Consider the following 25959-nt stretch of genomic DNA (forward strand, 5'->3'; position numbering starts at 1 on the left):
GCCAGCGCGTCGACGTCCCAATCGATACCGCTGAAACGATCACCCTCCTCGCGCTGCACTACGCGCACCTCGTGAAAGAACGACTCGACGGTGACCAGCGTGAACGGTTCGAGGGCGCGCTCAGGCGCGTGCAGGCAACCGCGATTGAGGAATTGAAAGCTCAGCGGGCAGTCGAACGGCGACCGTTGCCCTCTGGTTGCGCGCCTCGCGTACGACCTGTCCGACCCCGATGCCACAGCGCCCGACCCGCTGCCCATAACTCTGATCAACACGGTCGCGATGGCGCTGAGAACCTTAGCAGAGTGAAATCGACGTTCTGCGCCCCGGCCAGCTTGATCGGCGTCCTACCGCGGATTCCGCGGATCTAGTGTCTCACCGGGAGATTTCCGGGCTACAACGGTCGCACGCCACGCACTCTATGCTCTCCAGAGTCGCCTCGGATCGGTATCCCCGGGATCCTCGGGGACACCTGGCGGACACCTGGGCGCGAACACGACGAGTGCGTCAGTCCTTAAATCTTCGGGACCAGTAGCCGGGTCGGCGGCGCTCGTGCGCGTACGCGACGATGACTATCTGTCCGTCGAGCATGACGAAGATGATGTCGAACGGGAACCCTGGGACGCTGCGCGAATAAACCTGCGGGGTCCGCTTCCGGTCGCCGTAGAAGCCCCACGTGATCGATGGGTCGAGAATGCTCGCATCGCCGCGTCGACGGCATCCATGAGCGCATCGCCCAGTCCCGGACGGCTTGACTCGTACCAGTGCGCTGCAGCGCGATACTCGTCGACGGCGTCCGCATGCTCACGCCAGCTGTATGTCACTCGCGGTGGGTGGCAATCTCTCGGCGCACGCGAGCGTGCGCCGCCGGTCCGTCTACAAGTGGTGCCGTGCCGTTGACGATCTGCTCCACGCGACGATCGACGACCTCATCCCACTCAGCATCGATCTCGGACTGATCCGTCTCAATGTCGCGGTCGACACTGAGCAGCAGCTGGTGAGCCGCCTCCAGGCGCTCGGCAGCATCGAGCGACTTGCCCGCCTCGATGTACTGCGCCAGCCCCGGAGTCATATGCCGATTGTACGGCGACGAGAGACAACCCCGCTGGAGCCTCCTGACCTGAGCCGCTACCCGCACCGAATGTCCCGCTGGATGAAATGCCCGATCTCGGTGCGCCTAACGAACGCGGACTCTGAGTCATTCAGGCCATCGGGGGACACCACCTTTGCGGGGTGTAGCCCCCTTAGCCATCTTCGACCAGCGAAACCGCGGTATCACGCGGCCGTGGGCACTTCACGGCGCGACTGTGACGCAGCAACGGAGGCCCAAGTGTCCCCCAGGTGTCCCCCGCGGGGGACACCTGGGGGACATTTGGGCTTTCCAGAACGGGATTTCCCGCGCGCATCGCGCACGGACACAACGAGAAAACCCCCGCTTTACCGGGGGTTTTTGAGCGGAGACGGAGGGATTTGAACCCTCGGACCCCGTGAGGGGTCTCCACCTTAGCAGGGTGGTGCACTAGGCCGAACTATGCGACGTCTCCAGGCATCCGCGCGCTGGAAAGCGGTGGAATGCGCCCGCCAATCATAACCGCTGCCCACGCCCGCGACGAACCGGATCAGCCCGAGACGTTGCCGGCCGAGCAGGTGTCCTGCGACGCGTCGACGCCCGGGATGTTGCTCGGGAGCGCCACGGATGTGGAGGTGGGGGCGGGGTTCGCGCCGTCCGTCGCGGTCGCCGCGGGATCGGGTGTCGCCGCCGGGGTGGGGTTCTCGACGATGACGCCGCCGCCCGCGTCGGGGTCGCTCGTGAGCGTGATCGGCTGGTTCGCTGCGAGCGCCGCCCACAGTGCATCGGCCGAGTTGTAGTCGGGGACGACACGGTTGGCGTCGTACGGATCGGTGAGCACCGGATACTGCACGAAGACGATCTGGTCGAACGGGACGCTCTTGACCGCGAGCGCGATCTGAACGAGCGTGACTGGGTTGGTGAGGCTCGTGCTCGGAGTGATGTTGTTGACCGCCGTGGTCGCGAGCTTGAGCAGCGTCCCGGGATTGGACAGCACGTTCTCGCTCACGAGCTTCTTCGCGAGCTTCGACATGTACTGCTGCTGGTTGCTGATGCGCGCCAGGTCGCTGCCGTTGACAAGTCCGTGGCGGGTGCGCAGGAACTGCAGCGCGTCGATGCCGGTGACGGTGCGGATGCCCGCAGGCCAGTCGATGCCGGTGTCGACGTCACGGATGCCACCGTTGCCGATGCAGACGTCGACCCCGCCGATCGCATCGGTGATGTTGATCACGCCGCCGAAGTTGACCTTCGCGGCGAACGGAATGCTGATTCCGCTGAGATCGGACACGGTCTTGACCACACACGAGAGGCCGCCGTACGAGAACGCCGAGTTGATCTGCTGCTTGCTCATCGCCGACGTCTCGTCGCCGTCTTCATTCGTGCACGAGGGGATCGGCACCATGAGATCGCGCGGGAACGAGATCACCGTGACCCGCCGAGGGTTGTCGGAGATGTGCACGAGCAAGTTGACGTCGTTGAGTTCGCCACTCGAATCCGCGCCCGTACAACGGTCGCCGAAGTACTGCTTGAACTCGGGGAGGCACTCATCGGTGCCCGCCACGAAGAGATTCACGCCGCCCTCGATCGCCCCGATATCCGGCGGCACGGCGGCCTGGCCCTCGAGGTCGACCGCATTGCTGGCGACGGTGGAGGTGAGCGAATACACCGAGTAGGCCGCGACGCCGGCGCCGGAGACGAGCACGACGGCGACGATGACTCCGACGATCTTCAGGAATTGAGAGAACGGATGCGGCGACTTCAGCGCCCCATGACGCGCCACCGGGCGACGGCCACGCTTAGCGGGCTTGGTCGTCTGACTCACTCGGCACCTCTCGGAAGTACGGCGCTTCGCACCTTATGAAGCGGAGGGTGTGGGATTCGAACCCACGGGACATTGCTGCCCACTGGTTTTCAAGACCAGGTCCATCGGCCGCTCGGACAACCCTCCCATTAGCGGAACAGTGCTCGAGTCTAATCGACAGGCCCATTCGGACTATTCTCTCCACCGCGCCTGGGCAGGTCCTGTGCGGCGCGCCTGAGTTCGCGCTAGAGCTTGCGGAGCACCTCGGCCACGCCGCCGTCCTGCACCGACGTGGTCGACTCGCCCGCAGCATCCCGCACTTCCTGCGGACCCTGCGCCATCGCGACCGCACGGCCGCCGTTCTCGCGGGCCCACCGGAACATGCCGACGTCGTTGCGGCCGTCGCCGAACACCAGCACGTGGGCGGGATCGATCCCGAGCCAGTCGCGCACGAGCTCGAGCGCCGACCCCTTGTCGACGCCCATCGGCGCGATGTCGAGCCACGCGGTCCAGCCGATCGCATACGAGACCTGGTTGAGGCCGATCTCGGCGACGAGCTTCACGAAGTCCTGCTCGGTCTGCCCGGGCGCGACGACGACGACCCTGCTGACCGGATGCTTCGTCAGCTCGTCGAACGGCACCTTGTGCGCGTCCTGCAGGTTCCAGTCGTCGAGGGTCTCGGTGTAGAGCCGGTCGCCGCCCGCGAGCTCGACCATGTAGCGCGCCTCCGGCAGGTGCTGTTTGAGCAGCGTCAGGACGGTGGTCGGGTCGAAGGTCTCGGTGTGGAACCTCTCGTACTGCGCCTCGCCGCTGCCCGCCGGGCCGATCCGCTTCATGATCACCGCGCCGTTGGAGCACACGACGTATTCGGGCGCGATGTCGAGCACCCGCTGGATGTGGCTGGTGCCGCTCCAGCTGCGCCCGGTCGCGAGCATGACCTCATTGCCGGCCGTGTGCGCGTGCTTGACCGCATCCAGGACGCCGGGGCTGAGGCTCTCGTCGTCGAGCAGGATCGTGCCGTCGATGTCGAGCACGATGAGCAGCCGCTCGGTGGGTGTCGTGGGGTCGGCGGCATCCGCGGCGATCTCCTCGACGAGCTCGGCGGCGTCGGCGCGCGGAACGACCTCGACGCTGCCGGTTTCGGGCAGGTGAGGCGGATGCCCCGGCTGATGCGTCACTCGACGGGCTCCATGACCTCGAGTCCACCGAGGTACGGCCGCAGCACCTCGGGCACGGTGACCGACCCGTCGGCGCGCTGGTGGGTCTCCAGGAGTGCGACGATCCAGCGGGTGGTGGCGAGGGTGCCGTTGAGGGTCGCGACGAACGCCGTCTTGGACTTCTCGCCCGCGTCGACGTCGGGGCGGTAGCGGATATCGAGCCGGCGCGCCTGGTAGGTGGTGCAGTTGCTCGTGCTGGTGAGCTCGCGATACGCGTCCTGCGTGGGAACCCACGCCTCGACGTCGTACTTGCGGGCGGCGCTGGAGCCGAGATCCCCGGCCGCGACGTCGATGACGCGATAGGAGAGACCCAGGTCCTGGAGCATCCCCTCCTGCATGGCGACGAGGCGCAGATGCTCGGCCTCAGCGTCTTCCGGGGTGGTGTGCACGAACATCTCGAGCTTGTTGAACTGGTGCACGCGGATGATGCCGCGGGTGTCTTTGCCGTAAGAGCCCGCCTCGCGGCGGTAGCACGTCGACCAGCCCGCGTAGCGCTTCGCGCCCCGGCCCAGGTCGAGGATCTCGCCCATGTGGAAGCCGGCGAGCGGCACCTCGCTCGTGCCGACGAGGTAGAGGTCGTCTTCTTCGAGGTGGTAGATCTCATCGGCGTGCTGGCCGAGGAATCCGGTGCCGCGCATGACCTCGGGACGCACCAGGGTGGGCGGGATGAGCGGGGTGAATCCCGCCTGCAGCGCCCGGTCGAGGGCGAGCGTCATGATCGCGAGCTCGAGGCGCGCGCCGATGCCGGTGAGGAAGTAGAAGCGGCTGCCCGACACCTTGGTGCCGCGCTCCATGTCGATCGCTCCGAGCAGTTCGCCCAGGGCGAGATGATCGCGCGGCTCGAAGTCGAACGTCGGGGTCTGGCCGTGCGTGCGCAGCGTGACGAAGTTGTCTTCGCCCCCCTCCGGCACCCCGTCGATCACGATGTTCTCGATGCGGCCGAGCGCAGCATCCGCTGCCTCTTCCGCGACGGTGACGGCGTGCTGCGCGGACTTGACCTGGGCGCTGAGCTCCTTGGCCTGGGCCATCAGCGCGGCCTTCTCCTCTCTCGGAGCCTGCGCGACGAGCTTGCCGTGCGCGTTCTGCGACGCGCGCAGCTCTTCGAAGGCGGTGATCGCCGCACGTCGTTCGCGGTCGGCCGCGACGGCTTCGTCCACCGAGTCTGGAGACTCGCCGCGAGACACCTGCGAGCGCTTGACGAGCTCGGGTCGTTCGCGCAGCAGCACCGGATCTATCACCCGACAAGTCTAGGGGCGGGGGTGCGCGAGCCCGACTAGGGTTGCCCCATGACCACGCCCTCCGCCGATCCCGACCAGGGCGGGCGGCGGGCGGCACTGGTCTACAACCCGATCAAGGTCGACAAGACGGCGTTGCGCGCGAGCGTGGAGAAGCTGTCGAGCGAGGCCGGGTGGCAGCATCCCCTGTTCTTCGAGACCACCCCCGCAGACCTCGGCGACGAGGTCACGCGGCAGGCTCTGGAACAGGGAGCGGATGCTGTGCTCGTCGCCGGCGGCGACGGCACGGTGCGCGCCGTGGTCGAGGCGATGTCGGGCTCGGGTGTTCCCCTCTCGATCGTGCCCAGCGGCACCGGCAACCTGCTCGCCCGCAACATGCGGCTGCCGCTGGCCGATCCGCAGGCGATGATCCGCGCGACGTTCGAGGGCGATCGCCAGCCGATCGACGTCGGGTTCGCGGCCATGACCCGCGCGGATGGCAGTACCGAGGAGCGGGCCTTCGTGGTCATGGGCGGCATGGGGCTGGACGCCGCGATGATCGCCAATACCAGCGGCGACCTCAAGAAGCGCGTCGGGTGGATCGCCTACGTCGACGGAGCTGCGCGCTCGCTCGTGAACGCCAAGCCTTTCCGGATCATGTACCAGATTCCCGGGCGGCGGCTGCATTCGGCGCGGGTGCAGAGCATCCTCGTCGCCAACTGCGGGTCGCTGCCGGCCGGCCTCGAGCTGATCCCCGAGGCGTCGGTGTCGGACGGCGAGCTGGACGTCGTGATCTTCCAGCCCAAGGGCGCGCTCGGCTGGATCCTCGTGTGGCGGCGCGTGGCGTGGGACAACAGCTTCCTGCGCCGGTTCCGGACGGGGCGGCGGGTGCTCGCGCTGCGCACGAAAGACAACTCGGTGCTCTACTCCCGCGGCGCGGGTGTGGAGGTCGCGGCGGTCGAGCCCCAACCGGTGCAGCTGGACGGCGACGAGTTCGGTGTGGCATCACGGCTCGAGTGCCGCGTGGTGGCGGGCGGGCTCATCACGATGGTGCCGAAGGGGCACAACACCGCCGGGTTCTGACGGTCGCTGCGTTTCGCAAGCCCCCCGATCCCCGGATCGCAGGTGCGAGAATGACCCTGTGGCCGGCCCTTCCATCGTGTGGTTCCGCGACGACCTGCGTCTGACTGATAACCCGGCGCTGCGCGCTGCGCTCGATCGCGGCGAGCCGATCATCGGCCTCTACGTGCTCGACGAGCAATCCGATGGCATTCGCCCGCTCGGCGGCGCCGCGAAGTGGTGGCTGCACGGATCGCTCGCCTCACTCGGCGAGCGCCTCCGCGAGCGCGGCTCGACGCTGGTGCTGCGGCGCGGACCGGCCGTCGAGGTGGTCACGCAGGCGGTGGCGGATGCTGCGGCCGGCGCCGTCTTCTGGAACCGGCGCTACGGCGGGGCCGAGCGGGCGGTCGACGCCGAGCTGAAGGCCTCGCTGCGCGAGGACGGCGTAGAGGTGTCGTCGTTCGCGGCATCGCTCCTGTTCGAACCGTGGACGGTGCAGACCGGATCGGGCACCTCATACTCCGTGTTCACGCCGTTCTGGCGCGCCTGTCTCGCGCTGCCCGCTCCGCGCGCGCCAATGCCCGAGCCGCGCGAGATCCCGGGGCCGAGCTCGACCCCGGCCGGCGACCGGCTGGAGGACTGGAGACTCCTGCCGACGCGTCCGGACTGGGCCGGCGGACTGCGCGACGCATGGGAGCCGGGCGAACCGGCGGCACGGGCTCGGCTGCGCGAATTCCTCGCCGGCGACCTCGACGACTACGACCGCGCACGCGATGAACCTTCGGCCGGCGTCACGTCAGGACTCTCGCCCCGGCTGCGGTGGGGTGAGCTGAGTCCACACACGGTGTGGCACGACACCGTCGATGCGCGCGCGACGGGCACGCGGGCGGCCGCGGCGCAGCGCTTCCTGTCCGAGCTCGGGTGGCGCGAATTCGCCGCGCACACCCTCTTCTTCCACCCCGACCTCGCCACCGTCAACCTGCACCGCGAGTTCGACGCCTTCCCCTGGCCGCGCCTGAAGCCTTCGCACCTCGAGGCGTGGCAGCAGGGCCGCACGGGCGTGCCTCTGGTGGATGCCGGCATGCGCGAGCTGTGGCACACGGGCGTGATGCATAACCGGGTGCGGATGGTGACGGCATCCTTCCTCATCAAGAACCTGCTCATCGACTGGCGGCTCGGCGAGCAGTGGTTCTGGGACACGCTGGTGGACGCGGATGGCGCATCCAACCCGTTTAACTGGCAGTGGGTCGCCGGTTCCGGTGCGGATGCGGCGCCGTACTTCCGGGTGTTCAACCCCGAGCTGCAGGCGAAGAAGTTCGACGGGTCGGGCCAGTACGTGGGCAGGTGGGCGCCCGAATACGCGGATCCGAATGCTGCGACCCCCGAGCCGCTCGTCGACCTCGGCGAATCGCGGAAAGCTGCGCTCGAGGCGTACGAAGAGGTCAAGCGCGCGCCGCGCTGACCGGCGCGGAATGCACTCGTGCCCGGAGCGGTTGTCTCGGGTGATGTCTGAGCTCCTGAGTCCCGCCCTGTCCGTCCTCGACCTGGTGCCGGTGCGCGGCGGTCAGAGCAGTGCGCAGGCGGTCGCCGCATCCCTCCATCTCGCGACACGCGCCGACGCGCTCGGCTACCGGCGGTACTGGTACGCCGAGCACCACAACATGCCCGCCGTCGCCTCCACGACTCCTCCGGTGCTGATCGCGGCGACCGCGGTGCGCACCACCCGCATCCGGGTCGGCTCGGGCGGCGTCATGCTGCCCAACCACTCTCCGCTCGTCGTGGCGGAGCAGTTCGCGGCGCTCGAAGCGCTCGCGCCGGGGCGCATAGATCTGGGCTTGGGCCGGGCGCCCGGGAGCGATCAGGTGATCAGCCAGCTCCTGCGCATGTCGGGCACGACGAGCGATGTCGAGCGCTTCCCCGACAACATCCGCGACATCGTCTCACTCGTCTCCGCCGAGGGCGCGACCGTGCAGTTCTCCAGCGGCGGCACGTACGACGTGCACGCGACGCCCGCGGCCGAGAGTACCCCCGAGGTGTGGCTCCTCGGCTCAAGCGACTACTCCTTACAGCTGGCCGCCTCATCCGGCCTCCCGTACGTGTTCGCGAACCACTTCTCGGGCGAGGGGCTCGAGCGCGCCCTCGATCTCTACCGCACCGGCTTCCGGCCGTCGGCGACGCTGTCCGTTCCGCGCACGTTCCTCACCGCGAACGCGATCGCCGCACCCACCGCGGAAGAGGCCGAGGCGCGGTCGCTGCCGAACCAGCGCATGATGGCGCGGCTGCGCACGAACCGGCCGCTGGCGGCGATGGAGTCCGTCGAACAGGCCATCGCCGGCGCGTCCGACTTCGACGGTCTGGCCGCGTCGATCATGGCGTCGGCCCGCTCGAAGTGGTTCGTCGGCACGGGGGCGGACGTGGCATCCGCGCTCAGCGAGTTCGCCGCGCGGCACGGCGTCGACGAGATCATGATCTCGCCGGTCGCGGGTTCGTATGACGGTGAGCCCCTGGATGCTTCGCCCGGCCGCACCCAGACACTCGAGCTGATCGCGGCCGCGCAGGCCGCCTGAGTCAGACGTCTTCGACGGGGGCGCCGCTGACCAGGCCCCGCAGCCAGTCGCGCGCCTCGACGAACACGTCGTCGGCATAGCGGTCGGGGTAGTGCACGACCGCGCGATCGGCACGCGGGTACGAGCCGAGGAAGATGACGCGCGGGCTGAAGCGGCGCAGGCCCATGAGGGCGTCCGCCATTCGCTCATCCTCGATGTGGCCGTCGGCGTCGATCACGAACCGGTACCGGCCGAGGGCGTCGCCGATCGGACGCGACGCGAGGAGCGACAGGTTGATGCCCCGGGTGGCGAACTGCTCGAGCATCTCGAGAAGTGCGCCCGGGTGGTCTTCGGGCAGCTCAGCGATGAGCGAGGTCTTGTCCGCCCCCGTCGGCGGGGGCGGCGCAACCGTCCGGCCGACCAGCACGAACCGCGTCACCGCGGCAGGATTGTCGCCGATCCGCTCGGCGAGCAGGTCGAGATCATGGTGCTCGAGCACTCCGGGGGCGGCGATCGCAGCATCCGCGTCACTCGTGCCGTCGAGGAGCCCCACCGCGCTGGCGATGTTGCTCGCCGCGGGCAGGTGCGCGTGTGCAGGCAGCTCACGGGTGAGCCACTGCAGGCACTGCGCATAGGCCACCGGGTGGGCGGCGATCAGCGACACGTCGGCGAGCGCGGTGCCCGGCCGAGCGACCAGGACGAAGTTCACCGGCACCAGGTATTCCCCGATGATGCGCAGCCCGCCCATGGTCGCCAGTGCGTCCTGCGCGGTCGAGACGCCCCCGTCGACGGAGTTCTCGATCGCGATCATCGCCGCGTCCGATCGCCCCTCTACGACGTCGGCGAGCGCTTCGCCGACATTGCGCACGGGGCGCCAGTGCTGGTCGCGCGCCTCGAGCACCTGCGCGAGCGCCGCCTCGGTGAACGTCCCCGCCGGGCCGAGAAAGCTGTAGGTGCGGCGTTCTGGCTGGTCCACCGCCGGGTCGTTGATCACCCGCATAGCCTAGCCATCGCGCCCTTTTCCTCGGCGAGACTTCATCCGGTGACAGACTGGACGCATGAGCCGCGCAGGACAGCCAGCCGAAGCATCCGATCTCATCGACGTCGATGAACTGATCACCGCCTACTACGACCGTCACCCCGATCCGGCAGTGCCCGAGCAGCGCGTCGCGTTCGGCACGAGCGGCCACCGTGGTTCGTCGCTGTCGACGAGTTTCAACGAGGACCACATCCTGGCCACGACCCAGGCGATCGTCGACTACCGCAACGCCCAGGGCATCGGAGGTCCCCTCTTCCTCGGCCGTGACACCCACGGTCTGTCTCGACCCGCCGAGCGCAGCGCCATCGAGGTGCTCGTCGCAAACGGAGTCGACGTGCGCATCGACGCCCGCGACTCGTGGGTGCCGACCCCCGCGCTGAGCCACGCGATCCTCACCTACAACCGCGATCGCGCGCTGGATGACCCGGGCCGCTCCGACGGCATCGTCGTCACCCCGAGCCACAACCCGCCCCGCGACGGCGGCTTCAAATACAACCCGCCGAACGGCGGCCCCGCAGACACCGATGCCACCGGCTGGATCGCGAACCGCGCCAACGAGCTCATCGCGGCCGGCCTGCAGGGCGTGCATCGACGGCGGCCCTCCGACATCGACTTCGACGCGCTCGGCGAGTACGACTTCCGCGAGGCGTACGTGCGCGACCTCGAGAACATCATCGACATCGAGGCGATCAAGAACGCGAAGGTGCGCATCGGCGCCGACCCGCTGGGCGGAGCATCCGTCGAGTACTGGGCGCTCATCGCCGAGCACTACGGGCTCGATCTGACCGTCGTCAACCCTGACGTCGACCCGACCTGGCGGTTCATGACGCTCGACTGGGACGAGAAGATCCGCATGGATCCGTCGTCGCCGAGCGCGATGGCATCGCTCGTCGCGAAGCGCCACGACTACGACATCCTCACCGGCAACGACGCCGACGCCGACCGCCACGGCATCGTGACGCCCGATGCGGGCCTGATGAACCCCAACCACTACCTGGCCGTCGCGATCGACTACCTGTACTCACACCGCGAGGGGTGGCCGAAGGATGCCGCGGTCGGCAAGACCCTCGTCTCGTCGATGATCATCGACCGGGTCGCCGAGTCACTGGGCCGGACGCTCCTGGAGGTGCCGGTCGGATTCAAGTGGTTCGTCCCCGGCCTGCTCGACGGATCGGTCGCGTTCGGCGGCGAGGAGTCGGCCGGCGCTTCGTTCCTGCGCAAGGACGGGACCGTGTGGACGACCGACAAGGACGGGCTCCTGCTGTGCCTGCTGGCCGCAGAGATCCTCGCGGTGACGGGCAAGACCCCGTCGCAGCGGTACGCCGAGCTCGAGGCCGCGTACGGAGCATCCGTCTACCAGCGCGTGGATGCACCCGCGACTCCGGCGCAGAAGGCGCGGCTGGCGAAGCTTTCTCCGGATGCTGTCACCGCGACCGAACTCGCGGGTGAGCCGATCACGGCCAAGCTCTCGCACGCGCCCGGCAACGGCGCGGCGATCGGCGGGCTGAAGGTGCAGACCGAGCACGCCTGGTTCGCCGCGCGCCCGTCCGGCACGGAGGACGTCTACAAGCTCTACGCCGAGAGCCTCCGCGGGCCCGATCACCTGCACGCCGTGCAGGAGGAGGCGCGCGCGGTCGTCTCGGAGGCGCTCGGCGGTTGAGCGCGTTTCGCGCTGGCCGATCGCCACCGCGAGCCCACCCCCGACAACTCGCTCACGAAGGAGCACCATGTCCTGGCTTGTGACCGGCGGAGCCGGCTATATCGGAGCGCACGTCGTGCGCGCCCTCGCGGACGGCGGACTGGTTCCCGTCGTCATCGACGACCTCTCCAGCGGGCATGCCTCGTTCGTGCCCGAGGGCGTCCCGTTCGTGCGGGGGTCGATCCTCGACCGGGCGCTGGTCGAAGACACGCTGCGCACGTACGGCGTCGAGGGCGTCATCCACGTCGCCGGCTTCAAGTACGCGGGCGTCTCGGTGCAGCGGCCGCTGCACACGTACGCGCAGAACGTCGAGGCGACGCGCATCGTGCTGGAGGCGATGCAGGCGGCGGATGTCGCGAACATCGTCTTCTCCTCGAGCGCGGCCGTCTACGGCACGCCGGATGTCGCCCTCGTCACGGAGGACACCGCGAAGGCGCCTGCCTCGCCCTACGGAGAGTCGAAGCTGATCGGCGAGTGGCTGCTGCGCGATCAGGGTGTCGCGACGGCCGAGTCGGAGCATCCGCTTCGTCACACGTCGCTGCGCTACTTCAACGTCGTCGGCTCGGGCGACCCGACCGTGTACGACACGAGCCCGCACAATCTGTTCCCGCTGGTGTTCGAGGCGCTCCTCGCCGGGCGCACGCCCCGCATCAACGGCGATGACTACGACACCCCCGACGGCACCAACACGCGCGACTACGTGCATGTCGCCGACATCGCGCTCGCCCACGTCGCCGCGGCCCAGCGTCTGGCAGGTGGCGAGCCCATCGAGGCCGCCTACAACCTCGGCTCGGGCGACGGGCTGAGCGTGCGGCAGATCATGGACGCCATGGCGCGCGTCACGGGGATCGACTTCACCCCCGACATCGCGCCCCGGCGCCCCGGCGACCCCGACCGGATCGTCGCGTCGGGCGAACTCGCGACCCGCGACCTGGGCTGGGCGATGCGCTACTCGGTCGACGATATGGTGCGCACCGGCTGGGAGGCGCGGCGGGCGGCAGGCGCCTGACCCGCCTCCTCGTCCGCGACCCTTCCGCGAGACCGGATAGGCGGTACGAGACCGACACGGATCGTCGCCGTCTCGTTCCGCCTATCCGGTCTCGCCCGAAGCGGGGGTGGGGCGCGCGGTGCTTGCGCGCACGACCAGCGTCGTCGGCACCGACTCGACACCGCGCGCCGGCCCATCGCCCTCGATCGAGCCGACCAGGAGGGCGACGGCCCGCTCGCCGAGACGGTCGAAATCCTGCCGCACGGTGGTGAGCGGGGGGAGGTAGTCGGCGGCGTCGGCGATGTCGTCGAATCCCACGACGCTCACGTCGTCCGGCACTCGCCGACCGACCTCGGCGAACGCCCGTAGGGCCCCGAGCGCCATCTGATCGTTGGCCGCGAAGACGGCGGTGGCATTGCCCGGCACGGTCGCTGCTGCGATGTGACCGGATGCTGCGGTCCAATCGCCGCGCACCACGTCGGGCGTGCGGGCACCGGCGCGCGCGAGCGCCGCATGCCAGCCGCGCTCGCGCTCGGCGGCCGCGAACGAGTCGGCCGGGCCCGCGATGTGGTGGACGGTGCGATGCCCGAGGCTGAGCAGATGCTCGGTCGCAGCGCGCGCGCCGTCGGCGTGCGCGGTCCCGACGACGCCGAATCGATCATCGGCGGGCGAGTCGACGACGACGAGCCGGAGGCCCGAGGGCGCCGAGGCATCCCTGACGACGGCCGTCGCCTCGTTCAGCACGACGGCGCCGTCGACCCCCTGCTCGCGAAGGCTTTCGAATGCGGTGTCGATGTCTGCCCCCGTGTGCGCGGTCGCGCCGAGCGTGACGACGGTGAGGGCATAGCCACGGGATGCCGCGGCATCCGCCACCGCCTGCAGCATGCGGGAGTTTCCCACCGTGGCGAGCGTCGACACGACCAGCCCGATCGTGTGCGTGCGGCCGGTGCGCAGCGCGCGCGCGGCGCGATGGGGACGATAGCCGAGCGCGCTCATCGCCGCCTTGACCCGGGTGCGGGTCGCGGGATCGACGCGCGGGCTCCCGTTGACCACGCGCGAGACGGTCTGGCCGGATACCCCGGCGCGGGCAGCGACGTCTGCCATCGAGACTCTGCGGTCACTCATGATTGTGCCCGCCCCTCCGTGTTCACAACTCCGGTCATCATGGTGATGTTGACGATAACATGGGCTTGTATTATCGTGTTGACGTGAACACACCGGAGTTGCACACGCCCGCCGTCGAGCTAGGTGCGGGGGTCGTCAAGCGCGCTACGCGGCTCGCCGACGGGCGCGAGCTGATCTACTACGATGACGCCGACACGACGCTGGGGGCGGAGCGTTCGGTCGACGCCCGCGTCCTCGACCCTCGGCCCGACACCGCCACCATGCGGCGCGACGTTTTGACCGGCGACTGGATCTCGATCGCCGCCGCCCGGCAGAACCGCGCGTTCCTGCCGCCCGCGCACCTCGACCCCCTTGCGCCGCAGACTGCGACGAACGCCTCCGAGATCCCGTCGGTGTACGACGTGGCGGTGTTCGAGAACAAATCGCCGTCGTTCGGCCCCGCGCTCGCGGCGGCGACGGACGCAGCGCCCGCCGCCGCCGATCCGCCCCGCGGCCTCGACGACCTCCAAGCGCCCGGACTCGACCGGACCCGCAGCTCGGTCGGCCGCTGCGAAGTGGTGTGCTTCTCGCCCGCGCACGAAGGGTCGTTCGGCACGCAGACGCGCAGCCGCGCGCGCACCGTGATCGAGGCGTGGGCCGACCGCACCGCCGCCCTCTCGGCCCTCCCCGGCGTGCAGCAGGTGTTCCCGTTCGAGAACCGCGGTGAAGAGATCGGTGTGACGCTCCGCCACCCGCACGGTCAGATCTACGCCTATCCCTACATCACGCCCCGGACGACTCTGCTGCTTGCCGCGATCGACCGCGAGGGCGCCGACCTGTTCGAGCGGATCATCGCCTCGGAGGCGTCCGGTCCTCGCGTCGTGGTGGAGGCGGAGCACTGGATCGCCTATGTGCCGTTCGCTGCGCGCTGGCCCGTCGAGGTGCACCTGGCCCCGCGCCGGCATGTGCCCGACTTCGCCGCGACCTCGGCGGCGGAGCGCGACGAACTCGCCGAGGTGTACCCGCGCGTGCTCCGCGGCATCGACTCGCTGTACGACACGCCGACCCCGTACATCGCGGCCTGGCACCAGGCGCCCGTGCACGTCGGGCGCGACGCGATCCGCATGCACCTCGAGGTCACTTCCCCCCGCCGCGCCGTCGACAAGCTGAAGTACCTGGCAGGTTCCGAGGCGGCGATGGGCGCCTGGATCGGCGACATCCCGCCCGAAACCTCGGCGGCGCGACTGCGCGAGGTGATCGAGCGATGACGGATGCTGCGACCGAGGCCCGCGCGCTCCTCCGGGGCCTCACCGACGCCGAGCCGTTCGGAGGGTGGTCGGCCCCCGGCCGCGTCAACCTCATCGGCGAGCACACCGACTACAACGACGGCTTCGTGCTGCCGTTCGCCATTGACCACCGCACGCATGTCGCTCTGGGCATACGTCAGGATGCTGTGATCCGCGTGACGTCGACGTTCGCCGCAGATGCGGTCGAGGTGCCCATCGCCGAGCTGCCATCACTCTTCCCGTCCGAGGGTCGCGTGCCCGAATGGGCCGCCTACCCGCTGGGGGTCGCGTGGGCGCTGGTCGCGGCATCCGTCGTCGATCCCTCAGAGCTCAGCGGCCTCGACCTCGCGATCGCGTCCGACGTGCCGATCGGAGCCGGTCTCTCGTCATCGGCCGCGATCGAGGGCGCGACCGCGACGGCACTGAACGACGCATGGCAGCTCGGCCTCGATCGCGTCGCGCTCGCGCGCATCGGACGCACGGCCGAGAACGACGCAGTCGGCGCCCCGACCGGGATCATGGACCAGATGGCGGCGATGCTGGGCCGCGCAGACGCCGGGATCTTCCTCGACTGCCGCTCGCTCGAGGCCACGGTCGTCGACCTCGGGTTCGCGGCGGCCGGCCTCGAGGTGCTCGTGATCGACACCGGCGTCAAGCACTCGCATGCCACGGGCGGCTACCGCGACCGCCGGGAATCGTGCGAACTCGGCGCGCGGCTCATGGGAGTGATGGCGCTGCGCGACGTATCGGTCGAGGACCTCCCCCGTGCTGCCGAGATCATGGACGACGTGACCTTCCGCCGGGTGCGGCACATCGTCACCGAGAACCAGCGCGTGCTCGACACCGTGCACACCCTGCGCACCGAAGGCGCCGGCGCGATCGGCGAACTGCTGCTCGCCTCGCACGCATCGATGCGCGACGACTTCGAGATCTCGGTGCCCGAGCTCGACACCGCCGTCGACTCGGCGATGACGGCGGGTGCGGTCGGTGCGCGGATGACCGGCGGCGGCTTCGGCGGTGCCGCGATCGCGCTCGTCGACCATGACCGGGTCGCCACGACGATGGATGCTGTGGCCGCTGCATTCGAAGCATCCCGGTTCTCGGCTCCGACGATGTTCACCGTGACGCCGTCGGAGGGCGCGCGACGCGACGCGTGAGGGTGCACTCCGAAGATCGAGGGTGCATCGCGGGGATCGAGGGTGCATTGCGGGGGATCTCGAGACGCGAGAGCGCACGACGGCGGGCGCGCAAGCCCTACCGCGGAAGAACGCAGGCGCTTAGCGTCGAAGGGATCGCGGAAACCCCGCGACGGAGGGACATATCGTGGCGCGCATCATCGTCGGCACCGAGAACACGGCCGAAGTCAGCCTCTTCTACACCGACCACGGCGCGGGTCAGACCGTCGTTCTGATCCACGGATTCCCGCTCAACGGCGAATCGTGGGGCAAGCAGCAGGCGGCGCTGCTGGATGCCGGATACCGCGTCATCGCGTACGACCGACGCGGGTTCGGCTCATCGACCAAGACCGCGAGCGGGTCGGACTACGACACGTTCGCGACCGACCTCGACCAGCTCATGATCGAGCTCGGTCTGCAGGACGTGGTCCTCGTGGGCTTCTCGATGGGCACCGGCGAGGTCGCGCGCTATATCGCGAAGTTCGGCAGCATGCGGATCGCGAAGGCGGTCTTCCTGGGCTCGCTCGAGCCGTACCTGCTCAAGACAGACGAGAATCCCGAGGGCGCAGGGCCGCAGGAGTTCTTCGACGGGATCGCCGCCTCGGTGCGCGAAGACCGGTATGCGTTCCTCACCGGGTTCTACAAAGACTTCTACAACCTCGACGAGAACCTCGGCACGCGCATCTCGCAGGAGGCGCTGGATGCCAGCATCCAGGCCGCGAACCTCGCGGGCAACGCCGCGATCGCCGCAGCTCCCCTCACCTGGCCGACCGACTTCCGCGCCGATATCGCGACGATCGCCGAGACCGACATCCCGACGCTCATCGTGCACGGCACCGCCGACAACATCCTGCCGATCGATGCGACGGCGCGCAGGTTCCGCGAACTGCTGCCCCGGGCGACCTACGTCGAGATCGAGGGCGCCCCGCACGGAATGCTCTGGACGCACGGCGACGAGGTCAACAAGGTACTGCTGGACTTCCTCGCAGATTGACGCGGGCGGCCGCTCTGGCGGCGGATCGCTCCGAATATCAAGCGATGTTCGGTTTGGCGGCCGTTCGGTTTAGGGTCTGTGGCATGGCACAACGCGGTTCCTACGCCAAGGGCGTGGCAAAACGCGAGGAGATCCTCGAAGCAGCCCTCGGCGTGATCGCTCGTGAAGGCTATCGCGGCGCCTCCGTGAAAGTGATCGCTGACACGGTGGGGCTCAGCCAGGCAGGGCTCCTGCACTACTTCGACAGCAAGGACGAGCTGTTCACCGAGATCCTGCGCAAGCGCGATGAGGTCGATCTGGCGCACTACGGTTCCGACGCGCTGATGGATGCCTCGCCCACCGCGCTTCGCGACGGCTACGTGAGGGTGATCCGCCACAACTGCGAGGTTCCCGGTCTCGTGCAGCTGTTCTCACGGCTTGCCGTCGACGGCGCCGACCCCGAGCATCCCGCCCACGCGTACTTCCTCGGCCGGGGCGCGAGCCTGCGCAAGACCTTCACCGCCGTACTCGCCCGCCAGCAGGCAATGGGCCTCCTCACCGACCGCATCGACCCCGACACCCTCGCGCGGATCTTCCAGGCCGTCGCCGACGGTTTGCAGGTGCAGTGGATGCTGGATCCCCAGGTCGACATGCCCGCGATCATCGACGCGCTCTTCGATGCCCTCTCCCCGACTGCCCCCTCTCCGACTGCCCTCGCCCCGGTGCCCGCGCCGGCCGAACGCAAGGACCCCGATGGATTCTGATGCCGACGCCCCGATCGTCACCATCGCTCCGGGCGCCGTGTGCGGAGTGTGGCGCAACGGTTCCGCGGCCTTCCTCGGCATCCCGTTCGCGCAGGCGCCCGTCGGCGAGCTGCGCTTCGCGGCACCGGCGCCACCCGAGCCGTGGGACGGAGTGCGCGACGCGATCGAGTACGGCGCGACCGCCAAGCGCGATAAGCCCGGCGAGCAGACGCTGATCCCCGAGCCGGCGATCCCCGGCGACGCGACGCTCAACGTCAACGTCTTCACCCCCGCGCCCGGCGATCCCTCTGCCGCCCTGCCCGTGCTCGTCTACATCCACGGCGGCGGGTACACCGAGGGGTCGCCCGCGAGCCCCTGGTACGACGGGCGCGCATTCAACCGCGACGGCGTTGTCACCGTGACGGTCTCGTACCGCCTCGGCTTCGACGGGTTCGGCCACATCGCCGGCGCCCCGAGCAACCGCGGCGTGCGCGACTGGCTCGCCTCGCTCGAATGGGTGCAGGCGAACATCGCCCAATTCGGCGGCGACCCCGCGCGCGTCACGATCGCGGGGCAGTCCGCCGGTGGCGGAGCGGTGCTGATCCTGCTCGGGATGCCGGCCGCCCAGCATCTGTTCCACTCGGCGTGGGCCCTCTCCGGCGCGATCGCCAACGTCTCGGGCGAGCGCGCACGCACGGCGTCGGCCAGGCTCGCCCGGCTCGCCGGCGTGCCGGCGACGCGCGACGGCTTCGCATCGGTGCCCGAGGCGCGGCTGTTCGCTCTGCAGGAGGCGGCTGCCTCGCCCGACTCGTCAGACCCGCTGGCCGCGCTGGGCACGCTCCTGGATGAGGGACTCCCGTGGGGTCCGATGATCGACGGAGACCTCCTCGTCCGCCCGACCCTCGACGCGATCCGCGATGGGGTCGGCGCCGACAAACCGCTCGTGCTGGGCGCCAACGACGACGAGTTCACGATGGTGACCGACAGCGCGAAGGGCAAGCTGCGGTTGGTCCCGGCATCCCTCGCCCTCGGCCGGATGGTGCGCGACCGCGATGTGCGGCGCCGCTACCTCGCGGCCAACGCCGCGCAGCGTCGGAAGGGCACGGCGGCGGTGCTGGGCCGATATTCGACAGACCGACTGTTCCGGGCCTCGCTCGTGCGCACCGTGGAGGCACGGGGGAATGCTCCGACCTGGGCCTACCGGTTCTCGTGGGTGTCGCCGACCAAGCACTGGGCGGTGCACTGCCTCGACGTGCCGTTCTGGTTCGACTGCCTCGACGCGGAGGGGGTGACCGCGATCGCGGGCGAAGCTCCGCCTCGGGCTCTTGCGGATGCGATGCACGGCGCGGCGGTCGCGTTCATCCGCGAGGGTGAGCCGGGGTGGCCGGCGTGGACGGCGCGGCCCGGGGCAACGCGGGTGTTCGGGGGCGAGGCATCCCTCCCCGACGTGTCGGTCGACGGCTACGCGAGCGTGCGCGCGCTGGTCTGATCCGTCGGCGGGAGGCTACGGCATCACGCGCGCGTACGGCATGCGCCGCCGCATGACCTCGATCGCCGCGGGGTTCTCGTCGACGAGCACCGCGTGCCTGCCGAGCGCCGACGCGACCGCGCCGGTGGTGCCGCTGCCGGCGAAGAAGTCGAGCACGCGGTCGCCCGGGCGGCTCGAGGCCTGGACGATCCGGCGGAGCACGCCCTCGGGCTTCTGGGTCGGGTACCCGGTCTTCTCGCGGCCGGTCGTGGGCACGATCGTGTGCCACCAGACGTCGGTGGGCAGCTTGCCGCGCGCGGCCTTCTCGGGCGTGACGAGGCCGGGGGCCATGTAGGGCTCGCGGTCGACGGCGTCCGAGTCGAACCAGTACCCGGCCGGATCCTTGACGTACACGAGGATCGTGTCGTGCTTGGTCGGCCAGCGCTTGCGGGTCTTCGCGCCGTAGTCGTACGCCCAGATCAGCTCGTTGAGGAAGCGGTCGCGGCCGAATAGAGCATCCATCAGCACTTTCGCGTAGTGCGCTTCGCGGTAGTCCAGGTGCAGGTAAAGGGTCCCGTCGTTGGCGAGCAGCCGCCAGGCCTCGACCAGCCGCGGCTCGAGGAACGCCCAATAGTCGTCGAAGCGATCGTCATAGCTGCGGAGATCGCCGCTCAGCCGTTCGTACGCTCGTCCGTGGAACCCGGCGCGGACCACGGTCCCCGTCGGCGGCGTGCCATAACTCCTCCTCGGCAATCCGCCGTCGCCGGCCGAGGCCGGTGGAATCGGCGCATCGGTCAGCACGCCCGCATTCTCAGGCGGAGTTGTGACACGCGCGGACCGCGCGGTCTCGACCGCGCGGTGCTGCACCCGACCCGTGTTGAACGGGGGGTCGAGGTAGATCAGCGTGAACGCGCCGTCGGCGAATCCGGCGGCGACAGCGAGGTTGTCGCCGTGGTGGATCTCGACCGACCCACCGACCGATCCTCCGGCCGGTTCACCGACCGGAGGACTGCTCACGGCACCCGTCGGAGCCACGCATCGGTCGAGAACTTCGAGTCGACGAGCGCCTGCGCCTCGGCGTATTCCGCTTCGGTGATATGCCCCGGCACAGCGCCGTAGAGGTTCGCGAACGTGTCGATGAATCGCTCGATGATGGCCTCGCGCGGCAGGCCGGTCTGCCGGCGCAGCGGGTCGACGCGCTTGGCCGCCGACACGGTGCCCTTGTCGCTGAGCTTCTCGCGGCCGATGCGCAGCACCTCGGTCATGACCTGGCCGTCCATGTCGTAGCTGAGGGTCGCGTGGTGCAGGATTCCGCCGTTCGCGAGCCGCTTCTGCGCGGCACCGCCGATCTTGCCCTGCGGCGAGGCGATGTCGTTGAGGGGCTGGTAGGTCGCCTCGATCCCGAGCGAGCGCAGCGCCTGCAGTACCCAGTCGTCGAGGAACGCATACGAGTCTGCGAACGTCATTCCCGCGACGAGCGATGCCGGGACATACAGCGAGTAGGTCACGATGGAGTTCGCCGCCATGAGCATGGCTCCACCGCCGGATATGCGCCGGACGACGTCGAAGCCGTGGCGGGCCGCACCTTCGGGGTCGACCTCGTTGCGATACGACTGGAACGAGCCGATGACCACGGCCGACTCGTTCCACTCCCATAGGCGCAGCGTCGGGTTGCGACGTCCGTCGCCCACGCGGGCGGTGAGGACTTCGTCGAGCGCGAGGTTCATCCGGGGGCTGACCGGAGGCTCGTGGACGATCTCCCACGAGAAATCGCGCCAGCCGGGCGCCGTCACGAGCGCGCGCCGCACGGCCGTACCGACCGACTCGGGGGTGAACCCGAGCAACTGCGCCCCCTCGGGGAGCGCTGCGCGCACCGCGGCGGCGATGGTCGCGACATCCGACTCGACCGGCAGGCCGTTCACGGCCGCGTCGATGTCGAGCAGCGCGTCGTCGGGTTCGAGGAAGAAGTCGCCCGCGAGGTGGAAGTCGACGATGCGACCGTCATGTGCTTCGAGGTCGACGACGACGAGCTTTCCGCCGGGCACCTTGTATTCGCCGTGCATGGCCCCAGCTTAAGCCGCCGCAATGCACCCTCGACCGTCGCAATGCACCCTCGACCGTCGGTATGCACCCTCGACCGTCGGTATGCACCCTCACCGAGGGTGCATTGCGAGAACCGAGGGTGCATTGCGAGAACCGAGGGTGCATTGCGGGCGAGGCGGCGCGATCAGTCGCGGGCGGGGAAGCGCTGGTCGAGCCAGGCGAGCAGGTCGCCGCGCACGCGATCCTGCATGACCTCGTTGAAGATCTCGTGCCGCGCGCCCGGGTACACGAGGGTCGTCACGTCGCCGAGGCCCGAGCGCGTGCGGTACTCGTCGGCGAGCTTGTGGACGCTCCGCGGCCCACCCACCGTGTCGTCCCGGCCGACCATCAGCAGGATCGGGATGTCGCGACCGAGGTTCTTGCGGGGCCTCCCGAAGATCCGGACACCCTCGATCGGCCCGAACAGCCGGGCCAGCGGGGTCGTCGTGGTGAGCGGATCGTCAACGAAGTCCTTGCCGACGGCGTGGTCGGACGAGAGCCACTCCGTGCCCATCGCGCCCTTCGCCTTCCACGGCGCGTTCAGGTCACCCGCATTGAGCGAGCCGGGCATCCGGAGCGCCGTCCCTGAGAGGATGACGGCGTCGTAGGCCTCGGGGTGGTCGTTCAGGAGGATCTGCGCGATGAACGAGCCCCACGAGTGCCCGAGCAGGATGAGCGGGAGCCCGGGATTCTCGTCGCGGATCAGCTCGGTGAGCTGCCAGATGGCGGCCACAGCCGCCCGGTGCCCGCCCTTGCCCAGCTTCCCGAGCTTGGCCGCATCGCCGCCGTGCTGTTTCATACCGGTCCGGCCGTGCCCGCGATGATCGTCGGCGTACACCGTGTACCCCTCTGCGACGAGGCTCGCGATCGTCGCGGCATACCGGCCGGTGTGCTCGCCGACGCCATGGAGGAGCTGCACGACCCCGCGCGGCGTGGTCGTCGCCGGGTGGACGTCGTAGACGATCGCGATGCCGTACGCATCGATGAGTTCGGGCATGACGCCGAGTCTAGATCGCCGCCCTCCCGGTCGAGCCGTGAAGAGTGCTACTGTCTCGATCGACCTATTTCGCTAGAAAAGCTAGGTAAAAATCATGGTGGACTTCGCACGACGTCGCTGGGCCGGGCTCATCTTCATCAGCATCGCGGTTTCGCTGATCATCGTCGATTCGACGATCGTGAATGTCGCGATCCCCTCGATCGTGGGCGACCTCGGCCTCACCTCGACCGAAGTGCAGTGGGTGCAGGAGGCCTACACACTCGTCTTCGCCTCGTTGCTGCTGGTCTTCGGCAGCCTTGCCGACAGATTCGGACGACGACGGATGCTGTTGATCGGCGTCGTCATCTTCGCCCTGTCGTCGGTGGCCGCCGCGTTCGCCCCCACCGGTGGCCTGCTGATCCTCGCCCGCCTCGTGCAGGGCGTGGGCGGTGCCATGGTGCTGCCATCGACCCTGTCGCTGATCAACGCGACTTTCCGCGGGCGCGAGCGCGGCATCGCGTTCGCGGTGTGGGGGTCGACGATCGGCGGCATGGCCGCGCTCGGGCCTCTCCTCGGCGGCTGGCTGACGACCGACTTCTCGTGGCGCTGGGCATTCGGCATCAACGTTCCGCTGGGCATCCTGATCATCGTCGGCGTGCTGCTCACTGTCGCGGAGTCGCGGGCTGAGTCGGTCGGATCCATCGATGTCGTCGGCGCACTCCTCGCCATCATCGCGAGCGCCTCGCTCGTGTTCGCGCTGATCGAGGGCCGCACCTACGGCTGGTGGGAGACTGCCACTCCCCCGACGATCGGCGACTGGACGTGGCCGTGGCAAATCTCCCCTATCCCGTTCGCGTTCGCCATCGCCGTGCTCGGCGTCGTGGGCTTCATCGCGTGGGGCCGCCACCGCCAGCGCATCGGGCGATCGACGCTGATCGCCTTCTCGCTCTTCCGCATCCCGTCGTTCCGCAACGGCAACATCGCCGCGATGGTCGTGTCGCTCGGCGAGTTCGGGATCATCCTCTCGCTCCCCCTGTGGCTCCAGTTCGTGATCGGCTTCGACGCGCTCCAGACCGGCTTCGTGCTGCTGGCTCTCGCGATCGGCTCGTTCGTGGCGAGCGGAGCCGCCGGCGCCTCGAGCGGGCGCATATCGCCCGTCCTCGTCGTGCGTGTCGGGCTCGCCGCCGAGATCGTGGGCGTCGCCGGCATCGGCTTCGTGGTCTCACCGGACGCCGCATGGGGATGGCTGCTCCCCTTCCTGTTCATCTACGGCTTCGGCGTGGGCCTCGCGACCGCGCAGCTGACCGGCGTGGTGCTCGCCGATGTCCCCGTCGTCGAAAGCGGTCAGGGTTCCGGTACGCAGTCCACATCGCGACAGATCGGCTCGGCCCTCGGTGTCGCGATCCTGGGAACCGTCCTGTTCACGAGCACAGCGGGCATCCTCGGTGCGAAGCTCGACGGCCGCGGGCTCGACTCCGCGCAGCGCGATCAGGTCGTCTCGGCCGTGGTCGACAGTGCCGGCGGGGCGATCGCGGGACTGGAGGCATCCCCGGCGACCACCGATATCGCCGACGATGCGAAAGCCGCATTCTCAGATGGCACGCGCCTTGCGGCGTTCACGGCGGCCGGCTTCCTCACGCTCGGCTTCCTCGCCACGCTCTCGCTCGGCTCGGGTCGCTCCAAGCAGACCGAAGACGAGGCGCAGCCGGCATCGACCGGCTGACGTGGCGGGGAAATAGATCGTTAGCATGACTAATAAGCTAGGCTAACGATTTGTATGAGCACCCCCGACGACATCCCCGACCAGAACCTCGGCGCGACAGCATCCGAGGTCCGCATGGCGACCTTCCGCCTGGCCCGCCGCCTCCGCGCACAGCGAGCGATCGACACCATGAGCGACGGGCAGTTCGCCGTGCTCGCCGCCCTCAAGGTCCATGGCCTGCACACGCTGAGCGAGCTCGCCGACCGCGAGCGGGTGACCGCGCCGTCGATGAACCGCACCGTCACGCGCCTGGAGGAGTCGGGATATCTCACGCGGACGACGGATGCTGCGGACCGCCGGAAGGTGAACATCGCCCTCACCCGGGCCGGCCTCGCCGTCGTCGAAGAAACGGTGCGCCGACGCGATGCCTGGCTCGAAGGGGCATTGGCCGAGCTCACCGGCACCGAACGCGAAACCCTCGCCCGGGCAGCCGCGATCATGCGAGCGATGGCCGACCGATGAGCCGGGGGGCCATTCGATGAGCTCGATGTTCCGATCGCTGTCGCTGTTCAACTACCGCGTCTGGTTCGTCGGCGCGCTGATCTCGAACATCGGCGGCTGGATGCAGTCCACCGCACAGGACTGGGTGGTCCTCACCGAGCTCACCGACCATGACGCGACGGCGATGGGCGTCACGATGGCGCTCCAGTTCGGGCCACCGCTGATACTCGTGGGCGTCACCGGATGGGTGGCCGACCGGTTCGATCGTCGCAAGCTCCTGATGGTGACCCAGAGCTCGCTCATGCTCCTGGCCGTCACGGTGGGCGTCCTGCTGCTCACGCACGTGCTGACGCTGCCGCTCATGTGGGTGTTCGCGCTCGCGTTCGGGGTGGTCACCGCCTTCGACGCCCCCGCCCGGCAGGCGTTCGTGTCGGACGTGGTCGCCCGCGACAACGCCTCCAACGCGGTCGCGTTGAACGCGGCATCCTTCAACGCCGCACGCCTCATCGGACCGGCGGTCGGCGGCGTCATGATCGTGCTGGTCGGAACAGGGTGGATGTTCCTGGTCAATGCAGCGACCTTCTTCGCGATGCTGATCGCGCTGTGGGTGATCCGGGCCGACGAGCTGGTGCCACGTGTGCACACACACGGAGCCGCACGCCTGGCCGACGGCTTCCGCTACGTCTCGAAGCGCCCCGACCTCATCGTCACCTTCGTCATGGTGTTCCTGCTCGGGGCGTTCGGCATGAACTTCCCGATCTTCGCGTCGACGATGGCGCTGGAGTTCGGGCAGAACGCCGACGGCTACGGTCTGCTCAGCTCGGTGCTCGCGGTCGGGTCGCTCGCTGGAGCGCTGCTGTCCGCACGGCGCGACCGGGCCCGGATGCGCGTCGTGGTCTATGCCGCGGGCGGATTCGGCGTCGTTTCGCTCATCTCCTCCTTCATGCCGTTGTACGCGCTGTACGCGGTCACCCTCGTGCTGGTGGGCTTCTGCACGGTGACGATGCTCACCACCGCGAACGGGTACGTGCAGACCACGACCGACCCCGCCCTGCGCGGCCGCGTGCTCGCGCTCTACATGGCGGTCATCATGGGAGCCACTCCGATCGGCGCCCCCATCGCCGGCTGGGTCGCCACCACGCTCGGGCCGCGGGCCGCGATCCAGGTGGGGGCCGCGGCGGGCCTGCTCGCCTGCGCGATCGGCGCCACGTGGATGATCGCATCGGGCCGGCTGCATCGCGACCGGTCGCGCCGCTTCCACCTCACGATCGACGAGACACGACCGGTGGGAGTGGTCACGCGCGCACCGGTGCACTGAAG

General features: G+C 69.2%; 22 protein-coding genes and 2 tRNA genes. 13 read left to right on the top strand and 11 right to left on the bottom strand.

Features of this window, described 5'->3' with window-relative positions:
• Positions 1-817: 817 nt before the first annotated feature.
• The 6 genes from ACFE6Z_RS07910 to serS all read right to left on the bottom strand — a co-directional run bounded on the left by ACFE6Z_RS07910 (position 818) and on the right by serS (position 5322).
• Entirely contained in the window at positions 818-1069 is a 252-nt protein-coding gene (locus ACFE6Z_RS07910; RefSeq protein WP_375385180.1) for an addiction module protein, read from the bottom strand.
• Positions 1070-1452: 383 nt separating this feature from the next.
• Positions 1453-1541: transfer RNA gene (locus ACFE6Z_RS07915), tRNA-Ser, on the bottom strand.
• 75 nt (positions 1542-1616) lie between these two features.
• Positions 1617-2888: an LCP family protein gene (locus ACFE6Z_RS07920; RefSeq protein WP_375385181.1), complete on the bottom strand. Its 1272-nt coding sequence runs from the start codon at positions 2886-2888 to the stop codon at positions 1617-1619.
• 41 nt (positions 2889-2929) lie between these two features.
• Positions 2930-3014: transfer RNA gene (locus tag ACFE6Z_RS07925), tRNA-Ser, on the bottom strand.
• A gap of 98 nt (positions 3015-3112) precedes the next feature.
• On the bottom strand, positions 3113-4045 hold the full coding sequence (locus tag ACFE6Z_RS07930) for an HAD family hydrolase (protein ID WP_375385182.1): 933 nt from the start codon (positions 4043-4045) through the stop codon (positions 3113-3115).
• Positions 4042-5322 (bottom strand): serine--tRNA ligase, encoded by a 1281-nt coding sequence (gene serS / locus ACFE6Z_RS07935; RefSeq protein ID WP_375385183.1) that lies wholly within the window; start codon positions 5320-5322, stop codon positions 4042-4044. The genes ACFE6Z_RS07930 and serS overlap by 4 nt, the downstream gene beginning before the upstream one ends.
• A 48-nt stretch (positions 5323-5370) precedes the next feature.
• Between serS and ACFE6Z_RS07940 the strand changes: the two genes are divergently transcribed.
• The 3 genes from ACFE6Z_RS07940 to ACFE6Z_RS07950 are packed head-to-tail and all read left to right on the top strand — an operon-like array spanning position 5371 to position 8924.
• Positions 5371-6381, top strand: a complete 1011-nt coding sequence (locus ACFE6Z_RS07940) for a diacylglycerol/lipid kinase family protein (RefSeq protein WP_375385184.1) — start codon at positions 5371-5373, stop codon at positions 6379-6381.
• 58 nt (positions 6382-6439) lie between these two features.
• Complete coding sequence (locus ACFE6Z_RS07945; RefSeq protein ID WP_375385185.1) at positions 6440-7819, top strand: cryptochrome/photolyase family protein; 1380 nt, start codon at positions 6440-6442, stop codon at positions 7817-7819.
• A gap of 43 nt (positions 7820-7862) precedes the next feature.
• Entirely contained in the window at positions 7863-8924 is a 1062-nt protein-coding gene (locus ACFE6Z_RS07950; RefSeq protein ID WP_375385186.1) for an LLM class flavin-dependent oxidoreductase, read from the top strand.
• 1 nt (position 8925) lies between these two features.
• On the opposite strand, the gene pheA is transcribed toward ACFE6Z_RS07950, so the two are convergent.
• Entirely contained in the window at positions 8926-9894 is a 969-nt protein-coding gene (gene pheA, locus ACFE6Z_RS07955) for a prephenate dehydratase (protein ID WP_375385354.1), read from the bottom strand.
• 67 nt (positions 9895-9961) lie between these two features.
• Between pheA and pgm the strand changes: the two genes are divergently transcribed.
• Positions 9962-11602, top strand: coding sequence for a phosphoglucomutase (alpha-D-glucose-1,6-bisphosphate-dependent) (pgm, locus tag ACFE6Z_RS07960; protein ID WP_375385187.1), 1641 nt, complete (start codon positions 9962-9964; stop codon positions 11600-11602).
• Positions 11603-11669: 67 nt separating this feature from the next.
• On the top strand, positions 11670-12650 hold the full coding sequence (gene galE, locus ACFE6Z_RS07965; RefSeq protein ID WP_375385188.1) for a UDP-glucose 4-epimerase GalE: 981 nt from the start codon (positions 11670-11672) through the stop codon (positions 12648-12650).
• An 81-nt stretch (positions 12651-12731) separates the two neighbouring features.
• Here galE and ACFE6Z_RS07970 read toward each other — a convergent pair whose 3' ends face one another.
• Complete coding sequence (locus ACFE6Z_RS07970) at positions 12732-13754, bottom strand: LacI family DNA-binding transcriptional regulator (protein ID WP_375385189.1); 1023 nt, start codon at positions 13752-13754, stop codon at positions 12732-12734.
• A gap of 83 nt (positions 13755-13837) precedes the next feature.
• On the opposite strand from ACFE6Z_RS07970, the gene galT reads away from it, so the two are divergent.
• The 5 genes from galT to ACFE6Z_RS07995 all read left to right on the top strand — a co-directional run bounded on the left by galT (position 13838) and on the right by ACFE6Z_RS07995 (position 19399).
• Complete coding sequence (gene galT, locus ACFE6Z_RS07975) at positions 13838-15001, top strand: galactose-1-phosphate uridylyltransferase (RefSeq protein WP_375385190.1); 1164 nt, start codon at positions 13838-13840, stop codon at positions 14999-15001.
• On the top strand, positions 14998-16176 hold the full coding sequence (gene galK, locus ACFE6Z_RS07980) for a galactokinase (protein ID WP_375385191.1): 1179 nt from the start codon (positions 14998-15000) through the stop codon (positions 16174-16176). The genes galT and galK overlap by 4 nt, the downstream gene beginning before the upstream one ends.
• 166 nt (positions 16177-16342) lie before the next feature.
• On the top strand, positions 16343-17188 hold the full coding sequence (locus ACFE6Z_RS07985; protein ID WP_375385192.1) for an alpha/beta fold hydrolase: 846 nt from the start codon (positions 16343-16345) through the stop codon (positions 17186-17188).
• An 83-nt stretch (positions 17189-17271) separates the two neighbouring features.
• Entirely contained in the window at positions 17272-17931 is a 660-nt protein-coding gene (locus ACFE6Z_RS07990; RefSeq protein WP_375385193.1) for a TetR/AcrR family transcriptional regulator, read from the top strand.
• On the top strand, positions 17921-19399 hold the full coding sequence (locus tag ACFE6Z_RS07995) for a carboxylesterase/lipase family protein (protein ID WP_375385194.1): 1479 nt from the start codon (positions 17921-17923) through the stop codon (positions 19397-19399). The genes ACFE6Z_RS07990 and ACFE6Z_RS07995 overlap by 11 nt, the downstream gene beginning before the upstream one ends.
• Before the next feature lie 15 nt (positions 19400-19414).
• Here the strand turns inward: ACFE6Z_RS07995 and ACFE6Z_RS08000 are convergent, their stop codons facing one another.
• The 3 genes from ACFE6Z_RS08000 to ACFE6Z_RS08010 form a co-directional block, all read right to left on the bottom strand.
• Positions 19415-20395 (bottom strand): DNA-methyltransferase, encoded by a 981-nt coding sequence (locus ACFE6Z_RS08000; RefSeq protein ID WP_375385195.1) that lies wholly within the window; start codon positions 20393-20395, stop codon positions 19415-19417.
• Positions 20392-21441: a biotin/lipoate A/B protein ligase family protein gene (locus tag ACFE6Z_RS08005; protein WP_375385196.1), complete on the bottom strand. Its 1050-nt coding sequence runs from the start codon at positions 21439-21441 to the stop codon at positions 20392-20394. The genes ACFE6Z_RS08000 and ACFE6Z_RS08005 overlap by 4 nt, the downstream gene beginning before the upstream one ends.
• A gap of 164 nt (positions 21442-21605) precedes the next feature.
• A complete protein-coding gene (locus ACFE6Z_RS08010; protein WP_375385197.1) occupies positions 21606-22457 on the bottom strand; it encodes an alpha/beta fold hydrolase in 852 nt (283 codons plus the stop codon).
• A gap of 94 nt (positions 22458-22551) precedes the next feature.
• On the opposite strand from ACFE6Z_RS08010, the gene ACFE6Z_RS08015 reads away from it, so the two are divergent.
• The 3 genes from ACFE6Z_RS08015 to ACFE6Z_RS08025 are packed head-to-tail and all read left to right on the top strand — an operon-like array spanning position 22552 to position 25957.
• Positions 22552-24159 carry a DHA2 family efflux MFS transporter permease subunit gene (locus ACFE6Z_RS08015; RefSeq protein WP_375385198.1) on the top strand — a complete coding sequence of 536 codons (1608 nt, stop codon included), beginning with the start codon at positions 22552-22554 and terminating at the stop codon, positions 24157-24159.
• 54 nt (positions 24160-24213) lie between these two features.
• Positions 24214-24660 carry a MarR family winged helix-turn-helix transcriptional regulator gene (locus ACFE6Z_RS08020; RefSeq protein ID WP_375385199.1) on the top strand — a complete coding sequence of 149 codons (447 nt, stop codon included), beginning with the start codon at positions 24214-24216 and terminating at the stop codon, positions 24658-24660.
• 25 nt (positions 24661-24685) lie between these two features.
• The gene (locus tag ACFE6Z_RS08025) at positions 24686-25957 is read left to right on the top strand and encodes an MFS transporter (RefSeq protein WP_375385355.1); all 1272 of its coding nucleotides are present in this window, start codon (positions 24686-24688) and stop codon (positions 25955-25957) included.
• Positions 25958-25959 lie beyond the last annotated feature (2 nt).

The sequence above is a fragment of the uncultured Microbacterium sp. genome (assembly GCF_964244775.1).
In the GTDB taxonomy this organism is placed as follows: domain Bacteria; phylum Actinomycetota; class Actinomycetes; order Actinomycetales; family Microbacteriaceae; genus Microbacterium.

Bases quoted from the DNA above. Each gene is read 5' to 3' on its own strand.
- ACFE6Z_RS07910 (WP_375385180.1), bottom strand. From the start codon at position 1,069: ATGACTCCGGGGCTGGCGCAGTACATCGAGGCGGGCAAGTCGCTCGAT.
- ACFE6Z_RS07940 (WP_375385184.1), top strand. From the start codon at position 5,371: ATGACCACGCCCTCCGCCGATCCCGACCAGGGCGGGCGGCGGGCGGCA.
- ACFE6Z_RS07950 (WP_375385186.1), top strand. From the start codon at position 7,863: ATGTCTGAGCTCCTGAGTCCCGCCCTGTCCGTCCTCGACCTGGTGCCG.
- pgm (WP_375385187.1), top strand. From the start codon at position 9,962: ATGAGCCGCGCAGGACAGCCAGCCGAAGCATCCGATCTCATCGACGTC.
- galE (WP_375385188.1), top strand. From the start codon at position 11,670: ATGTCCTGGCTTGTGACCGGCGGAGCCGGCTATATCGGAGCGCACGTC.
- ACFE6Z_RS07970 (WP_375385189.1), bottom strand. From the start codon at position 13,754: ATGAGTGACCGCAGAGTCTCGATGGCAGACGTCGCTGCCCGCGCCGGG.
- galK (WP_375385191.1), top strand. From the start codon at position 14,998: ATGACGGATGCTGCGACCGAGGCCCGCGCGCTCCTCCGGGGCCTCACC.
- ACFE6Z_RS07990 (WP_375385193.1), top strand. From the start codon at position 17,272: ATGGCACAACGCGGTTCCTACGCCAAGGGCGTGGCAAAACGCGAGGAG.
- ACFE6Z_RS07995 (WP_375385194.1), top strand. From the start codon at position 17,921: ATGGATTCTGATGCCGACGCCCCGATCGTCACCATCGCTCCGGGCGCC.
- ACFE6Z_RS08005 (WP_375385196.1), bottom strand. From the start codon at position 21,441: ATGCACGGCGAATACAAGGTGCCCGGCGGAAAGCTCGTCGTCGTCGAC.
- ACFE6Z_RS08010 (WP_375385197.1), bottom strand. From the start codon at position 22,457: ATGCCCGAACTCATCGATGCGTACGGCATCGCGATCGTCTACGACGTC.
- ACFE6Z_RS08015 (WP_375385198.1), top strand. From the start codon at position 22,552: ATGGTGGACTTCGCACGACGTCGCTGGGCCGGGCTCATCTTCATCAGC.
- ACFE6Z_RS08020 (WP_375385199.1), top strand. From the start codon at position 24,214: ATGAGCACCCCCGACGACATCCCCGACCAGAACCTCGGCGCGACAGCA.
- ACFE6Z_RS08025 (WP_375385355.1), top strand. From the start codon at position 24,686: ATGTTCCGATCGCTGTCGCTGTTCAACTACCGCGTCTGGTTCGTCGGC.